The organism is Bacillus sp. FSL K6-1033 (assembly GCF_038630765.1).
Lineage (GTDB): Bacteria > Bacillota > Bacilli > Bacillales > Bacillaceae > Bacillus > Bacillus altitudinis.
On the sequence record NZ_CP152041.1, the window covers coordinates 1,669,903 to 1,691,499 of the forward strand.

The window sequence follows — 21,597 nt, forward strand, 5'->3', positions numbered from 1 at the left end:
CAAAAAAATAGCAACATCTAACAAAGATTGTTCTAATGAACACTCACTTATCCATTGTAAATTTAAGGGGGAGCAAAAATGGAAATTTTAAAAGTTTCAGCAAAGTCAAATCCAAATTCAGTAGCAGGAGCATTAGCCGGCGTTTTACGTGAACGCGGTGCAGCGGAAATACAGGCTATCGGCGCTGGAGCACTGAATCAGGCGGTCAAGGCTGTCGCCATTGCAAGGGGATTTGTTGCGCCTAGCGGAGTGGATTTGATATGCATTCCAGCCTTTACTGACATTCTTATCGATGGAGAAGAAAGAACAGCAATCAAACTGATTGTTGAACCACGATAATTCTAATTTTATTATTTTCAACCTGCTTACATCATGTAAGCAGGTTGTTTTTGTTTACCGCTATACATTTCTCATATAACATATTTCTTTCACAAAATAGATAGAAAATGACATATTAGAGCTTGCATTTTTTCACCATGATGATAAATTAAGATTAAGTTGAAAATACTTCATCAAAAATAAATATTTAAGTAGGTGAAATAATGATTGAAGCTTTTTTAAAAAGGGGAAAGCTTGTTTTTATTTTATTTTTTATCGTTCTCATTGCTGGAGGTTATTTGTTTACACAGCTTCCTAAACGAGAACTGCCAGAGTTTCAAGCAAATATTGTAACCATTTCGACTGTTTTCCCTGGTGCTGATGCAAAACAGGTAGAAAGTGATGTCACCAATAAGCTCGAGTCGGCCATTTCTGATATCAATGGTGTAGAGAAGACAAGCTCTGTTTCTGCTATTGGTTTCTCAAATATTGTGCTTGAAATTGATGATCAAGCCGATTTTCAAAAGGTGGCAAGTCAAATCAAGAGTGAAACCACAAATGCCGCCTCTTCTTTTCCAGATGGTGTGATGGAGCCAGATGTAAAGGATGAGTTTGGCAACGTGCCAGTTGGTTCTTATATGATTGTAGCAAGTAACTCATCTGATTTAGCAAAAAGTCAGGAATCGCTGCGTGCATTAAAAGAAAAAGTGGAGGACATCAAAGGTGTTGATGGTGTCGTCATCAAAGGGTTCAATGACAAACAAGCAATATTGAACTTGGATTCAAGTAAACTGGAGGATAACGGGTTAAACGTGACCGATGTCACAAATGCCATCAATCAAGAATTTGACACATCCCCTCTAGGTGACGTCCAGGCAGATGGAGAAAAGGTCAAGCTGTCCATTGATGCCTATGATCGTTTAGATCAAATGAAAAAGATTGAGATTTTCTCAAAAACGAGCCGAGAGCCTGTTACAATCGGTGAGCTTGGTCGTTTAAAAGAAGTAGAAAAAGAGAAAAGTGATATCGTTTCATATAACGGAAAGCCAGCCTATTCATTTACAGTCAATATTAAGCCAGGACTGGATATTCCTAAAATGTATGACAAAGTCAGTGCGGTCATTGAAAAAGAGAAAGAGCTGCCAAATGGTGTGGATTGGATAGACTACTATTCACAAAAAAGTGAAGTAGATGCCATTTTTAACGATTTAATCAAAGAAGCGATCGTGGCCGTCATCGCCGTCATTGTCGTCACCACACTTGGTCTAACTATTGGTGGTGCGTTTATCGTTTCACTTGCGATTCCGCTATCCATAACGATCGGAACCATCCCGCTGCCGTTTTTACAAGTGGACCTTAATCAAATTTCAATTATTGGCTTTATCATTGCGCTAGGGATACTTGTAGATGACGCCATTGTCGTCAACGATAATATTTTGAGGCAGATGAAAAAATACGAAAGTCCGCTTAAAGGAACAATTGCAGGTGTAAAAGAAGTGGCTGGATCCATTTTGACGTCAACACTAGCTGTTGTCTTTGCCTTCTTGCCGCTTGTTTTCCTTTCTGGTGCGAACGGTTCATTTATTCGAGCGTTACCGTCTGTTCTAGTCACAACTGTACTTGCGTCAATGGTCATTTCATTGACACTTGTGCCAGTGTACCAATATACAGCAAACCGAAAAAGAAAGAACAAGAAGATTCAAAAAGAACCGGGCTTTTTAGGCAAACCATTAAAAAGGTTAGCCGATTTTTATGCAGATCGAGTACTGACAAACATCGTGAAGCGACCACTTCTCATTGGATTAAGTGGTTTGCTCGTTGCCACACTTGCCTTTTTGCTTATTTTCGCCACACCATTTGAGTTTTTCCCTGCGGCGAATAAGAAAGAGGTGGTTGTCACTGTGACACTGCCAAGTGAAACAACCTTAGATAAAACGAATGACACATTAGAGAAAATAGAACAAGAGATCAAACAGCAAAAAGGCATTGAAGAGACGGCCATTTTTGCAGGCGGCGGTGTGCCGAACTTGTTTAATGAAAGTATCTCAAACGCAAGTGATCATACGGGTCAGGTTGTTGTCAGAGTAGACAATGAACAGATGACAAGCAAAGCATTGATCGATCGTATGACAGAGCCATTGCGAAAGAAATTTAAAGATGCTGATATCTTTATGAAAACCATTGTTCAAGGACCGCCAACTGGGGCGCCTGTGACCGTAACCATTGCAGGAGAACAATTTTCAAAGCTCGTGGATGTGAAAGAGAAGCTCACAAAAGAAATGAAAGAAAGCGGAGCAAGTCTGATCACAGACGATGTCAATCAACCGGTGAAAACCATCTCATTTGAATTGAATCGTGACCGAATGGCAGAGGATGGGCTCACTGCTCAGTTTGTCAGCAGACAGCTTGGTCTTGTCACAGAAGGAATTCCATTAGGCACCTTTAAAAAAGGAACAGATGACATCGACCTCGTAGTGAAACAAGACATGAGCACACATCAAAACGGACTGAAGCTAAAAGACATCAAGGTGCCTGTGAGTGCAAATGAGGGAGGCATGCCTCAACTGGAGCCGCTTAGCCGATACGTAAAAGAAAAAGAAACAGAGCAATTTGAAAGTATTCCGCATGAAAACGGGATGCCGACGATCACGTTAAAGGCATATCCTGGTACATCAGATACGTTTAAAGACGATATGACAGAAGTTGTAAATGAAGTTGGGAAAAGCGATGCAGCGAAGAATTTGTCCATTTCTCAGGGCGGAGAAAATGAAGATCAAACCCAATTCTTTATTGAAATTAGTCTCTTATTTGGGGTAGTCCTGCTGCTCATTTATGTGACCATCGCTTTCCAGTTCAATTCACTCATGCTGCCGCTTTTAGTTCTTGGAACGGTTTACTTAGCGATATCCGGAGCCATTATTGGACTATTTGTCACTCAAACGCCATTTAGCTTTATGGCCACAATGGGGATTGTTTCATTGGCAGGTATTGTTGTCCGAAATGCGGTCGTTTTGTTTGAATTTATTGAACAGAGGCGCAAGCAAGGTCTCGATCAACAGGCAGCTGTGATTGAAGCGGGGAGGGCAAGGATTAGACCTATTTTGCTGACAGCATTTACAGCACTTGTCGCTCTTATGCCCGTTGCTTTAAGTAATGACCCACTCTTTAAGCCGCTAGCGATCTGTATCGTATCAGGTGTCTTTTTCTCAACGATTCTGACACTACTGATTGTGCCGGCTTTATATGTAGCTGTTTCAAAAAAACGCTGATAACTTAAAAGCAAATCTCCGAATAAAAGGAGATTTGCTTTTTTTTCTAGAAAAATATCTAAAAAAATATGTGGAGTGTTCATTTGTCTTCTCCTGAAAGACAGTGGTATTTACGTCTAAAATAAGACATGATAAGATCGGGTTGGGAGAAGTTTTTTAACAAAGGGGTTGTACGTCATGTGTGGAACGATGAAAGCGATTGTTAAAAAAGAAAGCGCTTACGGAGCGACGATGATGGAAATGCCGATTCCAGAAATAAGTGATCATGAAGTGCTCATCCAGGTAAAGGCTACATCGATATGTGGAACGGATGTGCATATTTATAATTGGGATGATTGGGCGAAGGGGAGAGTCCAAGCACCGTACATTTTTGGTCATGAATTCACAGGGGAAGTTGTCAAAACGGGGAACCAAGTCTCACGAGCAAAAGTAGGGGATTTTGTATCGGCTGAGACGCATATTGTCTGTAATCAGTGTTATATGTGTTTAACGGGTCAGCAGCATTTGTGCAGCGAAACGAAAATTTTAGGGGTAGACATTGATGGCTGTTTTGCTGAATATGTCAAAGTACCAGAACAAAATGTGTGGCATAATCCAGCTCAAATGCCAGTGGAACTTGCATCTATTCAAGAACCGCTTGGAAATGCTGTTCATACAGTTCTGCATACACCTGTTTCAGGAAAGTCAGTGGCGATTTTTGGCTGTGGTCCCATTGGTTTAATGGCGATTGCGGTTGCAAAAGCCTCCGGGGCTGTCCAAGTGTTCGCTGTTGATAAAAATGAATACAGACTGGATCTTGCCCGTAAAATGGGTGCAGATCATATCGTGGATATCGGAAAAGATGATCCTGTTGCCATGATTAAGCAGCTCACGCGGATGGAAGGGGCAGACGTGATGTGTGAGATGTCAGGACATCCCGTTGCGATTAATCAAGCACTCGAAGCTTGTGCAAATGGAGGGAAAGTGAATATACTAAGTTTGCCAGAGCGGCCGGTAACCATTGACATTACGAATCAAATTGTTTTTAGGGGATTAACCGTGCAAGGGATCACGGGGAGAAAAATGTTTGAGACGTGGCGTCAAGTATCCGAACTTTTAAGAACGAATACTATTGATGTACAGCCGGTTGTCACCCATACGCTGCCATTTGAAGATTTTGAAAAGGGATTTGAACTCATGAGAAATGGTACGTGCGGGAAGGTCGTACTGATCATGCCATCATATCAAAGGGGGACGAAATGATGAAAGAATTTACGTATTTACAAGATGAATTGGACACAATGAAGCAGCAAGGCACCCATCAAACACTGAAAGAAATCGATTCCAAACAATCTTCCACGGTGACATTAAATGAACAATCCGTCATACAACTCTCTTCAAATAACTACTTAGGTCTCACCTCACATCCAAGGCTGATGAAAGCGGCAAAAGAGGCGATTGATGAATTCGGTGCTGGAACAGGATCTGTACGAACCATTGCTGGAACGATGACAATGCATGAACGGCTTGAAAAAAAGCTCGCAGCTTTTAAAAAGACAGAGGCAGCCCTCGTATTCCAATCAGGCTTTACGACCAACCAAGGGGTCTTATCCAGTATTCTCACAAAAGATGATATTGTCATTTCAGATGAGCTGAACCATGCCTCAATCATCGATGGGATTCGCTTAACAAAGGCAGATAAAAAAGTATATGCTCATTCTAATATGGAAGAGCTTGAGAAAATTTTAAAGAAATCGATGAATTACCGCGTCCGTCTTATCGTGACAGATGGTGTGTTCTCAATGGATGGAGATATTGCACCGCTTCCTGAGATTGTAAGACTTGCAGAAGCATATGATGCCTTTGTGATGGTAGACGATGCCCATGCGTCTGGAGTACTTGGTGAAAATGGGCGCGGAACAGTGAATCATTTTCAACTTGACGGCAGAGTGCATATTCAGGTTGGCACACTTAGTAAGGCAGTTGGTGTGCTAGGCGGTTACGTCGCTGGTTCTGCCGTTTTAATCGACTATTTAAAGCATAAAGCAAGACCGTTTTTATTCAGCACCTCACATCCGCCGGCTGTCACAAGAGCCTGTGAAGAAGCCATTGAAGTGCTGTTAGACGAACCGGAGCGCATTGAAACACTTTGGGAGAACGCGGCCTATTTTAAAGAAAAAGTCATCGGTCTTGGATTTGAGGTGGCACCAACAGAAACGCCTATTATTCCGATGATGATTGGAGACGAGGCACTCACTTTCCGTTTTTCAAAAGCATTAATCGAGCGCGGCGTTTTCGCTCAAGGCATTGCTTTCCCAACTGTAGCGAAAGGAAAAGCGAGAATTAGAGCCATCATCACAGCAGAGCACACAAAAGAAGAGCTTGACCGTGCACTGACAATCATCGAAGAAGAAGCAAAAAAACTGAATATACTTGATTGAGAGAGCTGAGGCTCTCTTTTCTTTTGCGCTAATCTTTCCATATTTCATCAAATCTACCGTTTGTTATGTATAATGTATGTAAAAAGATCTATTGAGGTAAGTGGTGAGACAAATGTTATTTAATAAAGAAGATTTTTATGAACAATTTTTAGATTATAAAAAGAATACAAATACGGATAAAGATCACCCTTTTCACAACTTATTTAACAAAGAAATTCCAAACAATCTTCGTCAAGAATTACAAAAACTTGGTATGAGAAATTTGGATAGAATTGATATTAAGGCATCTACAGGACATGGGAAAGTTGCAGAGTCTATTTGGATCGCATTTCTAGACAAACTTTTAACTTTGAACCATAAAACAAACAGAACAACAACACAAAAAGGATTATATATAGTCATTTTATTTGCTAATAACGCAAAGGACTTTTATTTATCCATTGGATTAGGTACTGAAAATTTATCTCTGGAAAAGATTAAAGGTGAAGCGGATATATGGCGAGAGCGACTAAGACCTCAATTGAAGCATAGTCCTAATTTAAATGGGTTTGAAACAGGTGACTTTTACCTAGGAGAGTCTGATAGACCAATAAAGTATGCAGCAGGTTCATTGGTATTTAAAAGGTATAACATCGATACACTAAATCACCAAGAATTTTTAAAAGATATATACACTTTGAATGAATTTTTTTATGATTTTATTTTCGAAGTATACTCTAATCCGGATATTGTGATGGACACAAAAGATAAAAAAAGCAAAAAACGAAAAAGAATCATTCATAGAGATGTTTATAAACAATTAAGAGAAGAAAGAGCAAAGCAAAATGAAGAGACAGGTAGAATAGCAGAAAAATTTGTTTATCATAAGGAAATAGAGCAATTAAAAGCAGTGGGACGGGAACAATTAGCGGAAGCTGTCGATTGGGTAGCTGAAACAGAAGATGGTCATGGATTTGATATCAAATCTTATTACCCCGATGGAAAAGAGAAGTTTATAGAAGTAAAAGGATCTAAACTGACTCACCATGACTTTCCATTCTTCTTATCTGAACAAGAAAGAATCGTAGCAGAAGAAGAAAAAGAATCATATGTAATTATTTTAGTTGAGAGTGTCGGTACACAGCAGATGAAGATTGTCAAAGAAATACAAAATCCTTTAGGAAAAGACGATCTCCATCTGAAGCCTACTCAATATTCATGTAAAATTCGTGTGGATTGAAAAGTGTGGACACATATGAATTTATTTTCAATTCACGACAAAATAGTCTATACTGTAGGGTGGAGCTTGGTTTGAAAGGAGTACAAATTCATGAATGAAGAGCAGAGAAAAGCGAGCGGACAAGTAAGTTCATCGGACAAAAAATCCGAGAAGGACTACAGCCAATATTTTGAAGCTGTGTACATTCCGCCTTCCTTAAAAGATGCAAAAAAACGGGGTAAAGAAGAAGTCGAATACAATCAATTTCAAATTGACGAGCGGTTCCAAGGGTTAGGGAACGGCCGCAAGTTTTATATTCGCACATACGGCTGTCAAATGAATGAGCATGACACAGAAGTGATGGCTGGTATTTTTATGGCGCTTGGTTATGAACCAACAAATTCGACTGAAGATGCGAATGTCATCTTATTAAACACTTGTGCCATTCGTGAGAATGCAGAAAACAAAGTGTTTGGAGAGCTTGGTCATTTAAAAGCATTAAAGCGTGAAAAGCCAGATTTAATCTTAGGCGTCTGCGGATGCATGTCACAAGAAGAATCTGTCGTTAACCGTATTTTAAAGAAACATCCATTTGTTGACTTGATTTTCGGTACCCACAACATTCACCGCCTGCCAGAACTATTATCTGAATGCTACCTTTCAAAAGAAATGGTCATTGAGGTTTGGTCTAAAGAAGGCGATGTGATTGAAAATCTTCCGAGAGCCCGCCAAGGAAAAATTAAGGGCTGGGTGAATATTATGTACGGCTGTGATAAATTCTGTACATACTGTATCGTCCCTTACACGCGCGGTAAGGAAAGAAGCCGCCGTCCGGATGAAATTATTCAAGAGGTCAGACGCTTAGCAGCAGAAGGATATAAAGAAATTACCCTTCTTGGTCAAAACGTGAATGCGTATGGAAAAGATTTTGAGGACATGGAATATGGTCTTGGTCACCTAATGGATGAGCTGCGTAAAATCGATATTCCACGTATCCGTTTTACAACAAGCCACCCGCGTGACTTTGATGATCACTTAATTGAAGTGCTTGCCAAAGGCGGAAACCTTCTCGACCATATTCATTTGCCGGTTCAATCAGGAAGTTCTTCTGTGCTGAAACTCATGGCAAGAAAATACGACCGTGAACGTTACCTTGACCTAGTGCGCAAAATCAAAGAGGCAATGCCAAATGCTTCATTAACAACGGACATTATCGTTGGGTTCCCAAATGAAACAGATGAGCAGTTTGAAGAGACGCTTTCCCTCTATCGTGAGGTTGAGTTTGATGCGGCTTATACGTTCATTTACTCTCCAAGAGAAGGAACACCAGCAGCCAATATGAAAGACAACGTGCCAATGCGTGTAAAAAAAGAACGTCTGCAGCGCCTGAATGCACTCGTAAATGAAATTTCTGCGAAAAAAATGAAGGAATATGAAGGGCAGACTGTCGAAGTATTAGTTGAGGGTGAAAGTAAAAACAACCCTGAGATCCTAGCCGGATATACAAGTAAAAGCAAGCTTGTGAATTTTAAAGCACCAAAAGAAGCGATTGGCAACATCGTCAAAGTGAAAATCACACAAGCCAAAACTTGGTCTCTTGACGGAGAAATGGTTGGAGAAGCTATCGAGGTGAATTAAAATGACGCTTTATTCAAAGAAAGAGATTGTCGAGCGCGCAAGAGAGCTCGCGAAAATGATTTCTGAAACAGAAGAAGTTGATTTCTTCAAAAAAGCAGAAGCGCAAATCAATGAAAATACAAAAATTGCAGCGATCATTAATCAAATTAAGGCGCTTCAAAAGCAAGCTGTGAATTTAAAGCATTATGGCAAACATGAAGCCTTAAAACAAGTGGAAGAAAAAATTGATGCCCTGCAAGAAGAACTGGATGAGATCCCAGTGATTCAAGAATTCAAAGAATCACAAACAGAGGTTAATTCCCTGCTTCAACTTGTAGCGCACACGATTTCTAATCAAGTAACGGATGAAATCATTCTTTCAACCGGCGGTGACCTCTTATTAGGAGAAACCGGTTCAAAAGTGAAAAACTCATCCCCAAGTTGCTCCATTAAATGAGAAAACCCCGCAGATGCGGGGTTTTTTGTTTTCTGATGTAAGAATTGCATACCTTCTTTCTCCTTCAGCTTCCATCAACCTCAATCTCTCACTCTCCAATTTTTCCAATTTTCAAGGCAAGTTTATGGGCGACCATGCATACACTGAAACAGAAATGAATTTAATTGAACATGAGACTCAAAATCGTGACACACTAGACGAATGCCCAGCATAAGATAAAACGATCAAGAACAAGGAGGCATGCCGGAATGTCTGAATACAGAGAAATTATTACAAAAGCGGTGGTTGCAAAAGGGAGGAAATTTACCCAAAGCACACACACCATTTCTCCATCGCAAAAACCAACCAGCATCCTAGGCGGTTGGATCATTAATCATAAGTATGATGCTGAAAAGGTCGGTAAAACAGTTGAGATTGAAGGTACATTTGATATTAACGTGTGGTATTCTTACGCAGACAACACGAAAACCGAAGTGGTCACAGAACGTGTAAAATATGTAGATATCATCAAACTGAGATATAAAGATAAAAACTTCCTTGATGATGAGCACGAAGTGATTGCGAAAGTCTTACAGCAGCCCAATTGCTTAGAAGTCACCATTTCTCCAAATGGCAATAAAATTGTCGTTCAAGCAGAGCGTGAATTCATTGCTGAAGTAGTAGGGGAAACCAAAATTGTTGTAGAAGTCAATTCAAGCTGGAAAGAAAAAGATGATCACGAATGGGAAGAAGAAGTGGATGAGGAATTAGAAGATATTCATCCAGAATTCCTCGCGGGTGATCCAGAAGAGTAATTGATGACTAGGGCGCATATCCCCCTAGTTTTTTTGTGCCTTGATCTAGGGAAAAAAGGTGAATTTTTATGCTATAATGAAAGATGGTATGAATTCGAAAGTAATATAGTGAGGGATTAGAAATATGGCAAGTTATACGCCCATGATACAGCAATATTTAAAGATCAAGGCAGATTACCAAGATGCCTTTTTGTTTTTTCGCTTAGGCGATTTTTATGAAATGTTTTTTGATGATGCAAAAGAAGCAGCACAAGAATTAGAAATTACGTTAACAAGCAGGGATGGCGGCACGATTCCAATGTGTGGTGTTCCATATCATTCTGCGTCTGCATACATAGAACAACTGATAGAAAAAGGCTATAAAGTCGCCATTTGTGAGCAGGTGGAAGACCCTAAAACGGCAAAAGGTGTGGTCAAAAGAGAGGTCGTTCAACTGATTACACCAGGTACGGTCATGGATGGCAAAGGACTGAATGAAAACGAAAATAACTTTATCGCGTCTGTTTCCAGCTTTCAAAATGGCTACGGTCTTGCGCTTTCCGATTTATCAACAGGTGAAAACATGGCGGCTTTCATTGAACGGTTAGATGAAGTTGTGTCTGAAATTTATTCTGTCGGTGCAAAAGAGATTGTGGTATCAAAGAAGCTCGATGAAGAAACGGTGAAAACCCTGAAGGAACGCTGCCAAGCGACCATCTCATACGAAGATAGCGATGAATTAATAGATGAAGCTGAACGACTCGTTTCTCATCTTGACGAGCATCTGAAAATAGCATTTTTAACACTCTATGCATACTTAAGAAGAACGCAAAAAAGGAGTCTTGATCATCTTCAGCAAGTTCAAGTATTTGAGCTTGAACAAACGATGAAAATTGATCTTTACTCAAAAAGAAACCTTGAATTAACAGAAACCATCCGTTCAAAAAGCAAGAAGGGTTCTTTATTATGGCTCTTAGATGAAACAAAAACGGCAATGGGCGGAAGATTGCTGAAGCAATGGATTGATCGTCCGCTCATCCGCCTTTCACAAATCAAAGAACGCCAGGAAATGGTGCAAATTCTGATGGAACATTTCTTTGAACGAGAGGATCTGCGAGAACGTTTAAAGCAAGTGTATGATCTTGAACGTCTAGCGGGCCGTGTGGCATTTGGAAATGTGAATGCCCGTGATCTTATTCAATTGAAAGAATCTCTCAAACAAGTGCCGGCTATTAAAGAGCTCGTCCATTCTCTCCCAGAGGATATGGCGAAATCTAGAGCAAATGACATTGACCCATGCGGTGATTTACTTGATTTATTAGAAGATGCTCTTTATGAGAATCCGCCGATGACGTTAAAAGAAGGCAATTTGATTAAAGACGGCTACAATGCAAAATTAGATGAATATCGTGATGCGAGCCGAAACGGGAAAGATTGGATCGCTCGTCTTGAACAGCAAGAAAGAGAATATACAGGCATTCGATCGTTGAAAGTCGGCTTTAATAAAGTGTTTGGCTACTATATCGAAGTGACCCGTGCAAATACGCATTTATTAGAAGAAGGCCGTTACGAAAGAAAACAAACCCTTGCCAATGCAGAGCGGTATATTACACCTGAATTGAAAGAAAAAGAAGCCCTTATTCTTGAGGCGGAATCAAATATTAGTGAATTGGAATATGAACTATTTTCTGCGCTTCGGGAACAAGTAAAAGCCTATATTCCTAGATTACAGTTGCTCGCAAAACAAATGAGTGAGCTTGATGCGCTGCAATGCTTTGCGACTGTGAGTGAAAAGCGGCGTTATGTCCGCCCTGAATTTTCATCAGATGAAGTGGAAGTCATTGATGGTCGTCATCCTGTTGTTGAAAAAGTGATGGATCATCAAGAGTATGTGCCGAATGACTGCCAAATGGGCAAAGGGAGACAAACCTTGCTCATTACTGGTCCGAATATGTCAGGGAAAAGCACATATATGAGACAAATGGCATTGATCTCGATTCTTGCGCAAATTGGCTGTTTTGTGCCAGCATCAAAGGCAACCCTTCCGATTTTTGATCAAATCTTTACACGTATTGGGGCGGCAGATGATTTGATTTCTGGTCAAAGTACTTTTATGGTAGAGATGCTCGAAGCAAAAAATGCGATGGTACATGCGACAAAGAACAGCTTGATTTTATTTGATGAAATTGGACGCGGGACAAGCACTTATGATGGAATGGCTCTTGCACAGGCAATCATTGAATTTGTGCATGATCATATTGGTGCCAAAACCCTTTTCTCCACTCATTATCATGAACTGACGGTACTGGAATCCCAATTAAGCGAACTGAAAAATGTCCACGTACGAGCAGAAGAACATGAAGGGACAGTTGTTTTCTTACATCAAATCAAAGAAGGAGCAGCGGATAAAAGCTACGGCATCCATGTAGCGCAGCTTGCTGAACTGCCTGATGCGATCATTGATCGAGCCCAGACCATCTTAACAGAGCTTGAGAGCGGATCACATGAAGTGATTCCGCGCGTCTCTAAAGCCCCGAAAAAAGAAATGGCTGAGGAAAAACAGCAGCTTTCTTTCTTTGAAGTGGAAGAAAAACCGCAAACAAAACCTGTGCTGAAAAACAAAGATCAAGCAGTGATCGAAGAATTGAAGTCATTTAATTTAATGGATATGACACCGCTTGAAGCGATGACAAAGCTATATGAATTGCAAAAGAAATTATAATGTAAGGTGAGGTGAGCAAGAAATGGCAAAGATTATTCAGTTATCCGATGACCTATCAAATAAAATTGCAGCTGGTGAAGTGGTCGAACGCCCGGCTTCGGTCGTGAAGGAGCTCGTGGAAAATGCGATCGATGCTAGCAGTACTGTCATTGAAATCGATGTAGAAGAAGCAGGACTTTCTTCTATTAGAATTATTGATAATGGGGTGGGAATCGATGCTGAAGATTGTAAGCTCGCCTTTCAGCGTCATGCGACGAGTAAAATCAAAGATGAAAATGATCTGTTTCGTGTCAGGACGCTCGGTTTCAGGGGGGAGGCGTTGCCAAGTATTGCCTCCGTCTCTCACTTAGAAATGAAGACAAGTACCGGTGAAGGTGCTGGAACACACTTAGCTCTCCAAGGTGGGAAGATCATTTCGGAGAAAAAAACCTCTGGCCGTCGCGGCACGGAAATTGTGGTCACCAATTTATTTTATAATACGCCAGCTCGTCTAAAATACATGAAAACTGTTCATACGGAGCTTGGCAACATTTCTGATGTTGTGAACCGAATTGCACTTGCTCATCCAGAAGTGTCGATTCGTTTGCGACATCAAGGAAAAGTGCTGCTTCAAACAAATGGAAACGGAGATGTGCGGCATGTGCTTGCGGCCATTTATGGAACGGCAGTGGCCAAAAAAATGCTGCCACTACATGTACAATCACTTGATTTTGAAGTGAAAGGCTATATTTCCTTACCAGAAGTGACAAGGGCATCACGTAATTATATGTCTTCTGTTGTCAACGGTAGATATGTCAAGCATTTCCCGCTGGTGAAAGCCATTCATGAAGGATACCATACACTGCTCCCGATCGGACGCCATCCGATTACATTTATTGAGATGAAGATGGACCCAATTTTAGTCGATGTGAACGTACATCCTTCTAAACTTGAAGTAAGACTAAGTAAAGAGCAAGAACTTCATGAGTTGATCAAACAAGGGATTAAGGACGTCTTTCAAAAGCAGCAGCTTATTCCAAGTGCTTCAGTGCCAAAAAAAGTACCAATGACAGCAGTGAAAAATGAGCAGCAGTCTTTATCTTTTGATTCTAAACAAACAATGAAAAGCCGAATGGAAACACCTGTTTCCTATGAGCCGGACTCGCTCGAATCGGCTGTATACGAGACCAGTCAGAACGACACATACGGGGTGCGTGAACCGGAAAGTACGGAAGCAACTTTACCAGCATCGTCTGAAGAAACGTTTGACCATGTATATGTAGAGGAATCTGCAGCTTCGCATGAACAACATGACGAAGTGATACTGGAAGAGAGTGAAGCCCAGCATCAGGCTGAAAGTGAACGTGTCCCTGTGATGTATCCGATTGGACAAATGCACGGAACGTATATTTTGGCTCAAAATGAACGCGGTCTTTATATCATCGATCAGCACGCTGCCCAAGAGCGAATCAAGTATGAGTACTTTCGTGAAAAGGTAGGAGACATTGAACAGGAAGTGCAAGAAATGCTTGTTCCATTAACCTTTCACTACTCAAAAAACGATCTGTTGATTATTGAAGAGCATATCGATATTTTAGCAAAAGTAGGGGTCTTCTTAGAGCCATTCGGATCAGGCAGCTATATCGTTCGATCGCATCCGCAGTGGTTTCCTAAAGGAGAAGAGGCTGAACTCATCGAAGAAATCATTCAGCAAGTACTTGATGAAAAGCGTGTGGATATCAAGAAACTGAGAGAAGAAGCGGCGATCATGATGAGCTGTAAAGGCTCGATTAAAGCAAATCGTCATTTGCGTCACGATGAAATCAAAGCCTTATTAGATGAACTCCGGCAAACACAAGACCCATTTACATGTCCGCATGGCCGGCCGATTATAATTCATCATTCCACATATGAAATGGAAAAAATGTTTAAACGGGTGATGTAGCTAGGTTTGAGATGGTGGGTGAATCGGTTTGCCCACCAATTAATTTTTCAATCCGATAGTCTATTTCGTGTTGTTGTGATGTGAAGATAAACATCCGCTGTCATGTTGTAAGGATAACCCCTTTCCTCAAATGGATAGGGGTTTTTGTTATTTGGTTATACGATTAGGTGAAGCGTGATATGATTGTAAAAAGGAGGGAATATGATGACATTCAAAAAAGCGTTCAATATAGGTTACTTTGTTTTGCTTTTATCTTTTGTTGTCGTATATTTTTTGCTTCCAGTCGATCAACTATTTACCGCAATTATGATCCTAACCTTACTATTTGGCGTATATCAATTTGTGATTTTTAAAAAACTAAAAGAGCAAAAATAACAATAAAAAACGCCATATATGGGTTTGCCAACTAAATGATGACAGACCATATTGAGATATGGTGTAACAATTATATAAAATGCAGTAAGCACAGCGGCAAGAGATATGATAAATGAGAAAAAGCGCTCTAAGAGCGCTTTTTTGTTTAGCATCCGCAAGGATTTGGCGGTGTGACGACAACTGGTCGTTTATTAATATCAATCGTATCCTCTGCATAAAATGTGGAACCGATGCTGATCGCACGATTTTCTGCGCGGAACGTATATGTACCTGCAGCAGGAAGTACTTTATGAGAAAGTTGTAATGTATATTGGGAACTTCCGAATAAATCGAAACGAGCTGGAATGCGAACAGTTTTTCCATTGTTCAAAATGTAACTGTCTTTTAAAGCTTTTCCATTGATAATATCCTTTGTTGTGGCTTGAAAACCTGCTGGTAAAGTAAATTCAACTGCACCAATACTTAGAACAGAATTTGGACGGTAAGTCAGGTCAATGTCAGAAAAAGACCATTCTTGTTTACTTGCTCCTGTGATTTTTGCATAAAGGGCAGCTGGCCTTGCATTCGTTGAAGCTTTGCTTTCCTCTGTTTTAGCCCCTTCAGCTGATGCGGCTAGCGGTACTGAGAGTGCCATGACCAATGTAAGCATCCCCATCATAATCATTGTCCATGTTTTCTTCATTTCTTCCTTCCCCCTTGGTTGATTATAGGTAAATAATAGATGATCACATCCATTATTTACCTATAAGGTTACCATATTCCTATATGTCATTAAATGGTATTTTATACCCTTATTTTGCTTGTTTTTTAGTAATAGCGGGGTAGGAATGCATTTGGTTGGTTCATTCCGTAAGCATTTGCTGACATATGATGATTTGCAGGCATCATCATCTGCATATCATGATAGCCATATGGCTGGTAGGGAGCCATACCATAACCGCCGTAGTGACCGAAGTGATGGTGATCGTTCATTTGTACGTTTGAATAGGGTTCATACTGCTTCGTAAAAGGGGAATAGGCTGAATGATGATGCGGATGGTGTCCGCTATAAGCATCTTTTTTACCGGTATGATAATGATTTGGCATATTCATGGGGTCATGCATGTTTGGTGCGATCATATGCTCATGATTGGCTGTATACACATTTTCAAACGTGTGATAGGGATTTCCTTGATGGTAATGGTTGGTTTGGTTATTCATATTATTCATTTTGTATCTCATCCTTTTTTTCAGGTTGCCATATCTTATGAGCTGCACCTGTTTCATGAGCCTATCCATATGAAAGAAAAGAACGACATGCAACAAAAAAACCGGCTTTTCAGCCGGGAAAACAAAAAGCAGGTGCAGCGTCAAACACTAAAATGAGAAGCTATGTCTTTTTCTGCGACGCTTCTTACATCTGCTGCAGACACTTTTAGGAAAATAATGGGGATCGTAGCTTCTTGACGTATCCCAAAAATCGCTCTCAAACCAATCATCTTTTTTATGATAAAACTTCTTTTTTTCACACGGATCAATATGGTGATGATCGTCATGCTTTTTATAGCATTTTGAGTGGGAATGTTTGCTCTTGCATTTGCACATTGTCATCCCTCCTAAATGTGACTCAATGCTAGTATATGCAAGAAAGGTGTACGAGGACTGGATGGTGGCGCTCCTTTTGTAAAAAAAGGCTAATTCTTTAAAAACTCAAATAAAAAGAATTGACTAGTGCTAAATTAACATGATAAAATATAAATTTTTATCCTCTGCTGAAATGTGTTATAATGATATTGTGAATACTTTCGGAGGTGGCGGATTTGTTTCAAATAGGTGATAAAATTGTTTATCCAATGCATGGAGCCGGTGTGATTGAAGGAATGGAAGAAAAAGAGATTTTAGGTAAGACGCAGGAATATTTTCTGATTCAAATGCCGAATATGCAGATGATGGTCCCAAAAGGCAGAATCAATCAACTAGGTATACGTCCGGTAGCTGATCAAGCTACGCTGAAAGTTGTGATGAACAATTTTGCAGAAGAAACAAACGACGACACGCTTACTTGGAAGCAAAGATATGATGAAAATCTGAAAAAGCTAAAAACAGGTTCGATTGAAGATGGCGCAGACGTTGTCAAAGATCTGATGAGACGTAATCAGAAAAAAGCCTTAAATTCTAGTGAAAAGAAGATGCTTGAAGATGCACGGGGCATGTTAGTGAGCGAAATTTCACTGGCACAAGGCATGTCGCAAGATGAAGTGCTGACAGCATTAGAGAATGAATTAAGAGTTTAATGCTGGATATACAGAGACTGGCTGTAAACAGAAGGAGATATTCCTTTTGTTTACAGCTTTTTTATTTGAAAAAAGATGGAAATTCCCAATTTTGTAGGTGTTTTTGACTAAAACAAAAATGAGGTCATAGGATTTAGTTTTTACTTGCACATGAACCGTTTTAAAGAAGCCGAAAATACCTAGGGCAACATAAAAAAACAGGTAAGTTCTCCTGATTCATGAAAAGGAGCCGGACATTCTTTGAATTCTTTTAGCGATTGATAGTAAAATAATGCGATAAGATGACATCGAAGAGAACGAAAAGGAGCGATGAAATGAAAAGACTACTCATAAGTGGATTCATCTTTCTCATCCTGTGTGCTCTTTTAATGGTGAAATGCAGCCATTCTATCCAAGAAAATAAAGAGCAAAAACAACATCATGAAGAAGTAGAAAAGTATAAGAAAGAGCGAAAAAAAGGGGATCAATATGAAAGTTTTAAACAGCTTATACGGCATGAAAGAGACGGCTATGAGATAGAGTTTCATGAAAAAGGGGGAAGTGACTTACTTGTCTTTTCTCCTCACGGCGGCGAAATTGAACCAGGAACAAGTGAAATTGTAGAAGCATTTGAAAAGAAGTACTCTACGTATTTATTTGAAGGGACAAAACAAGACAACAATCGTGACTTGCATATCACTAGTACAAAATTCGATGAACCGATTTTGGTTCAAATGATTAAAACATATCCCTTTTCTATATCTATCCACGGCTATAAAAGTGATAGAAGACATACACTTGTGGGCGGGACAAACGAAAAAATGCAAGAAGCGGTTGTGCGAGAACTAAAAGACCGGGGCTTCTCCGCAGAGCTCGTGCAAAAAGGCGAGCGCCTCTCCGGAACGGATCCAAACAACATTAATAATCAAAATGCCAGTGGCGAAAGTGTCCAGTTAGAAATTAGTACGGCGCAGAGAAAAGCCTTTTTTGACAACTTTGATACGAGAAAAGGAAAGAAAAAAGCATTTAGTCGCTATGTCAGTGGTTTAAAAGAAGTGCTTAGAGAATTCGACCCTTCTTCGTAGAAAAAAGGTTTTGATGGGCAAAAGTACTCTCTTTAAACTTGGTAAAAAAGATAGAAATGTGCAAAATCAACATAAAATATGAAATAAATGACAATTTGCCTTAAAATCATAAATTATGTAAAATAATAGTTATCAGTTTGATATGATAGAATGGGGCTGAAGTGGATGGCACACAAAATACCATCTTCCGAAGTAGGTGTAAAAATCAATCAATGGTACACACATATTTGCAAATTTGAAGTTGATCAGGCAAACGATATGAAGCGCCTTGTTGAAGAAGACATTCATGAGATGGAAGAAGATCAAGATTTATTACTCTATTATTCTCTCATGGATTTTCGCCATCAAATGATGCTTCAGCACTTAACGCCAGTCCATGCAGGGAATGAATCGCTTCAAGCGGTTTCTTTTCCAAAAGAAATTGAAGAGGCAGAAGATGAGATGACGGGTTTATTGGGCTATTACTTTCATTTTTTCCATGGAATGTATGCATTTACCCAGCACCGGTATATCGAAGCCATTTCCTATTATAAGCATGCGGAACATCAGCTGATCTTAGTGACAGATGAGATCGAAAAAGCGGAATTTTATTATAAAATTGCTGAAGTATACTATCATATGAAACAAACCTATTTTTCTATGCATTATGCGAAAAAAGCGAGAGACATCTATAAGAAACATCAGCTTTATGGAAAAAGAAGCATTCAATGCGATTTTGTGATGGCAGGTAATTGGATTGATGTAAATCAGCATCAAAAAGCGCTCCCGTATTTAGAAAAAGCTTTAAAAGTGTGTGAAGCAATGGAAAGAAAAGAATGCACATCTTATTTTAAGGCGATGGCCCTCAATAACTTAGGAACTTGTCATTATAGTATGGGAACCTATCATACAGCCACTGTCTTCTTTGAACAAGCCATTTCACTTTATCAAAAAGATCAAGCTGCAACGATGATCAAATCATTGTTTTCACTGGCTCTTACTTGTTTTAAACTCGAAGATATGGAGCGAGCGAGTGAGGCTATAAAGGAAGGCATGAATCAGGCCTCTATATTGGGAGATGAAATTTATCAATTGAAATTCCAATTTTTACAGGCACTCTATATAGAAACAGACAGCTCTGAACAATTGAGATCAGCCCTTTTGGGACTACGAAACAAAAAAATGTTTGCTGATTTAGAGGAATTGGCACTTGATGCGGCTAATTATTATAAGGAACGCGACATGTACAAGGAATCTTCCACTTTTTTTGAAATTGTGATCGAAGCGCGTACGCACATTCAAAAAGGAGATGAGATGTATGAGAACGAAGCATAACATGTCAGCTGCTCAAGTAGAAGAAAGACTTCACACATAAAAACAGACAAAACAACACCCTTTACGAAAAACGTAAAGGGCTTTTTTATTTATTCTTGGATTGCTTTTTCTGCGTCGATGGCACCTGCTCCGTAAATCATTGGGTCCTCTCCAGACCACTTGCTTGTATTTTCTTTTAATAAGGCTTTGACTTCATCAGGTGTTAAATCTGGTGAATGCTCTAATAATAGTGCGCAGATACCGGCACAAATGGGTGTCGCCATCGAAGTGCCAGATAACGTCGTATAATCATCATCGACTCTACTTGATTTATCTAGTTTATCTAGGAATGATCTTGGTGATCTAAGAGAGACGATATTGACTCCTGGTGCGAGGAGGTCGGGCTTTGTTTCACCGTAGACCGTTGGACCTCTGCTCGAAAATGGTGCCACGACATCGTCACTTGATTCTGGCGTATTTCGATCATCATAGGCTCCGACTGTAATGACTTTTTGACTCACGGCAGGGCTTGCGATCGTTTGACTGTTAGGACCGGAGTTCCCGGCAGCAACGCATACGACAATCCCTTGATCCCAAGCTGCATTAACAGCGCGCACCATCGGATCGTCTTGTTCGTCATCATAACGCTGTGCATCGCCGCCTAGTGACATACTGATGATGTGAATTGGGTCATCAGGATGGTCTTCGTTGAACTGTATGCACCACTCAACACCTTCTATAATAGTAGAAAGTGATCCAGCGCCTTGTTTATTTAACACTTTTATCCCAATGATATTGGCTTTTGGAGCGGGTCCTTTGTATAAGCCGTCTGAGGCAGCTCCGTCTCCAGCCACATCCCCAGCGCAATGCGTTCCATGTCCGTTATCATCATAAGGTTTCGTTTTTTGTTTGACTAAATCTACAAAGTCGCGAATTCTTCCATCTAAGTCCTCATGTGGGTATACGCCTGTGTCAACGACCGCAACCGTAATGCCTTCACCGGTTAAGGTCGTGCCATTTCGGACGACTTCATCCGCATGACTTGATTGTGTTGCCACATCCAGCAGTGCATGTACCTGTCTGTCTAAATATATTTTGCGAATATGCTCCCCATTTGCTAAGAGTTCCTCTAAAGCAGCAGGGGTAAGATCAGCTGCGCAGCAGTTAATATGTGAAAAATGTTTTTTGATGTTTGTTTTTCTGCTTTTTTTCATTAGCTGCTTTGTGCTTTGAATACCTGCTTCAACTGCATCTTCTTTAAATTCAATGATGACCCGAAGCTTCTTGCTCTTCTTTAACCTTCCTTCAAAAAAACGATGAAGAAAACAAGGCGTCCACTTAAAAGGCTTATAGAGGTGAAGGACGGTTTCTCTTAAAGGCTGATCCAATTTACTAGCATGTGTTCTGACCATTTGTACCATGGAAAATCCAAACATGTGATGCCCTCCATTCTAGCTATCCATTCTCGTACACTCTTACGTTATGAACATGACAGCATCTTTGTTCGGATTCTTGTCCCTTCTTTTGTTCATATTGGCGGCTGACTCATTCCCTTTAAAAAGAAAAGCGCTTACATTTTGTAAAATAATAGAAAAAGGTGGAAATCATATCAAAACTGCCGATGATAGGTGGGAGAGTTCTTCTTAGAGAACCAGTAAAACAGAGGATTCTGCAGAAAAAAGGGGGGTTCTAGACAGGGTCAATGCTCATACAAATGTGATTCATTCCAGATGAAAAAAATCAAATTCGCATAAAAAAAAGACGAATTAAAGAAAACAGACTGGGTAGGACTAGGTCATTTTAAACATAACTTCATTTGTTTGTCATACTATTCTAACTCTGTTTTCAATCAGGAGAGGCGTTTCTGTGTATATAAATGCAATTATCTTATTTT

17 protein-coding genes are annotated in these 21,597 nt (G+C 40.0%); 14 read left to right on the top strand and 3 right to left on the bottom strand.

The window, feature by feature from the left end; translation table 11 throughout:
• Positions 1 to 78: 78 nt before the first annotated feature.
• From spoVS to MHH31_RS08475, 11 genes are all read left to right on the top strand, one after another.
• Positions 79 to 339, top strand: coding sequence for a stage V sporulation protein SpoVS (gene spoVS, locus MHH31_RS08425; RefSeq protein WP_003211281.1), 261 nt, complete (start codon positions 79 to 81; stop codon positions 337 to 339).
• A 203-nt stretch (positions 340 to 542) separates the two neighbouring features.
• Entirely contained in the window at positions 543 to 3,587 is a 3,045-nt protein-coding gene (locus MHH31_RS08430) for an efflux RND transporter permease subunit (RefSeq protein WP_342495449.1), read from the top strand.
• A gap of 177 nt (positions 3,588 to 3,764) precedes the next feature.
• Positions 3,765 to 4,829, top strand: a complete 1,065-nt coding sequence (gene tdh, locus MHH31_RS08435) for an L-threonine 3-dehydrogenase (RefSeq protein WP_058337312.1) — start codon at positions 3,765 to 3,767, stop codon at positions 4,827 to 4,829.
• The gene (locus tag MHH31_RS08440; RefSeq protein WP_007499472.1) at positions 4,826 to 6,007 is read left to right on the top strand and encodes a glycine C-acetyltransferase; all 1,182 of its coding nucleotides are present in this window, start codon (positions 4,826 to 4,828) and stop codon (positions 6,005 to 6,007) included. Before tdh ends, MHH31_RS08440 begins: the two co-directional genes overlap by 4 nt.
• Before the next feature lie 112 nt (positions 6,008 to 6,119).
• The gene (locus tag MHH31_RS08445; protein ID WP_342495450.1) at positions 6,120 to 7,226 is read left to right on the top strand and encodes a DUF3578 domain-containing protein; all 1,107 of its coding nucleotides are present in this window, start codon (positions 6,120 to 6,122) and stop codon (positions 7,224 to 7,226) included.
• Positions 7,227 to 7,316: 90 nt separating this feature from the next.
• Positions 7,317 to 8,843, top strand: coding sequence for a tRNA (N6-isopentenyl adenosine(37)-C2)-methylthiotransferase MiaB (miaB, locus tag MHH31_RS08450; RefSeq protein WP_007499471.1), 1,527 nt, complete (start codon positions 7,317 to 7,319; stop codon positions 8,841 to 8,843).
• A 1-nt stretch (position 8,844) separates the two neighbouring features.
• Positions 8,845 to 9,279 (top strand): RicAFT regulatory complex protein RicA family protein, encoded by a 435-nt coding sequence (locus MHH31_RS08455; RefSeq protein WP_008344661.1) that lies wholly within the window; start codon positions 8,845 to 8,847, stop codon positions 9,277 to 9,279.
• 248 nt (positions 9,280 to 9,527) lie between these two features.
• Positions 9,528 to 10,073 (top strand): outer spore coat protein CotE, encoded by a 546-nt coding sequence (gene cotE / locus MHH31_RS08460; protein ID WP_007499466.1) that lies wholly within the window; start codon positions 9,528 to 9,530, stop codon positions 10,071 to 10,073.
• 124 nt (positions 10,074 to 10,197) lie between these two features.
• Entirely contained in the window at positions 10,198 to 12,774 is a 2,577-nt protein-coding gene (gene mutS / locus MHH31_RS08465) for a DNA mismatch repair protein MutS (protein ID WP_259254304.1), read from the top strand.
• Between the two features lie 22 nt (positions 12,775 to 12,796).
• A complete protein-coding gene (gene mutL, locus MHH31_RS08470; protein ID WP_342495451.1) occupies positions 12,797 to 14,698 on the top strand; it encodes a DNA mismatch repair endonuclease MutL in 1,902 nt (633 codons plus the stop codon).
• Between the two features lie 201 nt (positions 14,699 to 14,899).
• On the top strand, positions 14,900 to 15,073 hold the full coding sequence (locus MHH31_RS08475) for a hypothetical protein (protein WP_155720697.1): 174 nt from the start codon (positions 14,900 to 14,902) through the stop codon (positions 15,071 to 15,073).
• 145 nt (positions 15,074 to 15,218) lie between these two features.
• On the opposite strand, the gene bslA is transcribed toward MHH31_RS08475, so the two are convergent.
• Together bslA and MHH31_RS08485 are read right to left on the bottom strand one after the other, a co-directional pair.
• Positions 15,219 to 15,755, bottom strand: a complete 537-nt coding sequence (gene bslA, locus MHH31_RS08480; RefSeq protein WP_024720390.1) for a biofilm surface layer hydrophobin BslA — start codon at positions 15,753 to 15,755, stop codon at positions 15,219 to 15,221.
• A gap of 125 nt (positions 15,756 to 15,880) precedes the next feature.
• Positions 15,881 to 16,282 carry a hypothetical protein gene (locus MHH31_RS08485; protein ID WP_178896752.1) on the bottom strand — a complete coding sequence of 134 codons (402 nt, stop codon included), beginning with the start codon at positions 16,280 to 16,282 and terminating at the stop codon, positions 15,881 to 15,883.
• 590 nt (positions 16,283 to 16,872) lie between these two features.
• On the opposite strand from MHH31_RS08485, the gene MHH31_RS08490 reads away from it, so the two are divergent.
• From MHH31_RS08490 to MHH31_RS08500, 3 genes are all read left to right on the top strand, one after another.
• Positions 16,873 to 17,346, top strand: a complete 474-nt coding sequence (locus tag MHH31_RS08490; protein WP_007499456.1) for a CarD family transcriptional regulator — start codon at positions 16,873 to 16,875, stop codon at positions 17,344 to 17,346.
• Positions 17,347 to 17,660: 314 nt separating this feature from the next.
• Complete coding sequence (locus tag MHH31_RS08495) at positions 17,661 to 18,410, top strand: poly-gamma-glutamate hydrolase family protein (protein ID WP_008344021.1); 750 nt, start codon at positions 17,661 to 17,663, stop codon at positions 18,408 to 18,410.
• A gap of 165 nt (positions 18,411 to 18,575) precedes the next feature.
• Positions 18,576 to 19,724, top strand: a complete 1,149-nt coding sequence (locus MHH31_RS08500) for a Rap family tetratricopeptide repeat protein (protein WP_056704766.1) — start codon at positions 18,576 to 18,578, stop codon at positions 19,722 to 19,724.
• A gap of 89 nt (positions 19,725 to 19,813) precedes the next feature.
• On the opposite strand, the gene MHH31_RS08505 is transcribed toward MHH31_RS08500, so the two are convergent.
• On the bottom strand, positions 19,814 to 21,139 hold the full coding sequence (locus MHH31_RS08505) for a S8 family peptidase (protein ID WP_342495452.1): 1,326 nt from the start codon (positions 21,137 to 21,139) through the stop codon (positions 19,814 to 19,816).
• Positions 21,140 to 21,597 lie beyond the last annotated feature (458 nt).

Excerpts from the sequence above, each read along its gene's own strand:
- spoVS (WP_003211281.1), top strand. The coding sequence starts at position 79 with ATGGAAATTTTAAAAGTTTCAGCAAAGTCAAATCCAAATTCAGTAGCA.
- MHH31_RS08430 (WP_342495449.1), top strand. The coding sequence starts at position 543 with ATGATTGAAGCTTTTTTAAAAAGGGGAAAGCTTGTTTTTATTTTATTT.
- tdh (WP_058337312.1), top strand. The coding sequence starts at position 3,765 with ATGTGTGGAACGATGAAAGCGATTGTTAAAAAAGAAAGCGCTTACGGA.
- MHH31_RS08440 (WP_007499472.1), top strand. The coding sequence starts at position 4,826 with ATGATGAAAGAATTTACGTATTTACAAGATGAATTGGACACAATGAAG.
- MHH31_RS08445 (WP_342495450.1), top strand. The coding sequence starts at position 6,120 with ATGTTATTTAATAAAGAAGATTTTTATGAACAATTTTTAGATTATAAA.
- miaB (WP_007499471.1), top strand. The coding sequence starts at position 7,317 with ATGAATGAAGAGCAGAGAAAAGCGAGCGGACAAGTAAGTTCATCGGAC.
- MHH31_RS08455 (WP_008344661.1), top strand. The coding sequence starts at position 8,845 with ATGACGCTTTATTCAAAGAAAGAGATTGTCGAGCGCGCAAGAGAGCTC.
- cotE (WP_007499466.1), top strand. The coding sequence starts at position 9,528 with ATGTCTGAATACAGAGAAATTATTACAAAAGCGGTGGTTGCAAAAGGG.
- mutS (WP_259254304.1), top strand. The coding sequence starts at position 10,198 with ATGGCAAGTTATACGCCCATGATACAGCAATATTTAAAGATCAAGGCA.
- mutL (WP_342495451.1), top strand. The coding sequence starts at position 12,797 with ATGGCAAAGATTATTCAGTTATCCGATGACCTATCAAATAAAATTGCA.
- MHH31_RS08475 (WP_155720697.1), top strand. The coding sequence starts at position 14,900 with ATGATGACATTCAAAAAAGCGTTCAATATAGGTTACTTTGTTTTGCTT.
- bslA (WP_024720390.1), bottom strand. The coding sequence starts at position 15,755 with ATGAAGAAAACATGGACAATGATTATGATGGGGATGCTTACATTGGTC.
- MHH31_RS08485 (WP_178896752.1), bottom strand. The coding sequence starts at position 16,282 with ATGAATAATATGAATAACCAAACCAACCATTACCATCAAGGAAATCCC.
- MHH31_RS08495 (WP_008344021.1), top strand. The coding sequence starts at position 17,661 with ATGAAAAGACTACTCATAAGTGGATTCATCTTTCTCATCCTGTGTGCT.
- MHH31_RS08500 (WP_056704766.1), top strand. The coding sequence starts at position 18,576 with ATGGCACACAAAATACCATCTTCCGAAGTAGGTGTAAAAATCAATCAA.
- MHH31_RS08505 (WP_342495452.1), bottom strand. The coding sequence starts at position 21,139 with ATGTTTGGATTTTCCATGGTACAAATGGTCAGAACACATGCTAGTAAA.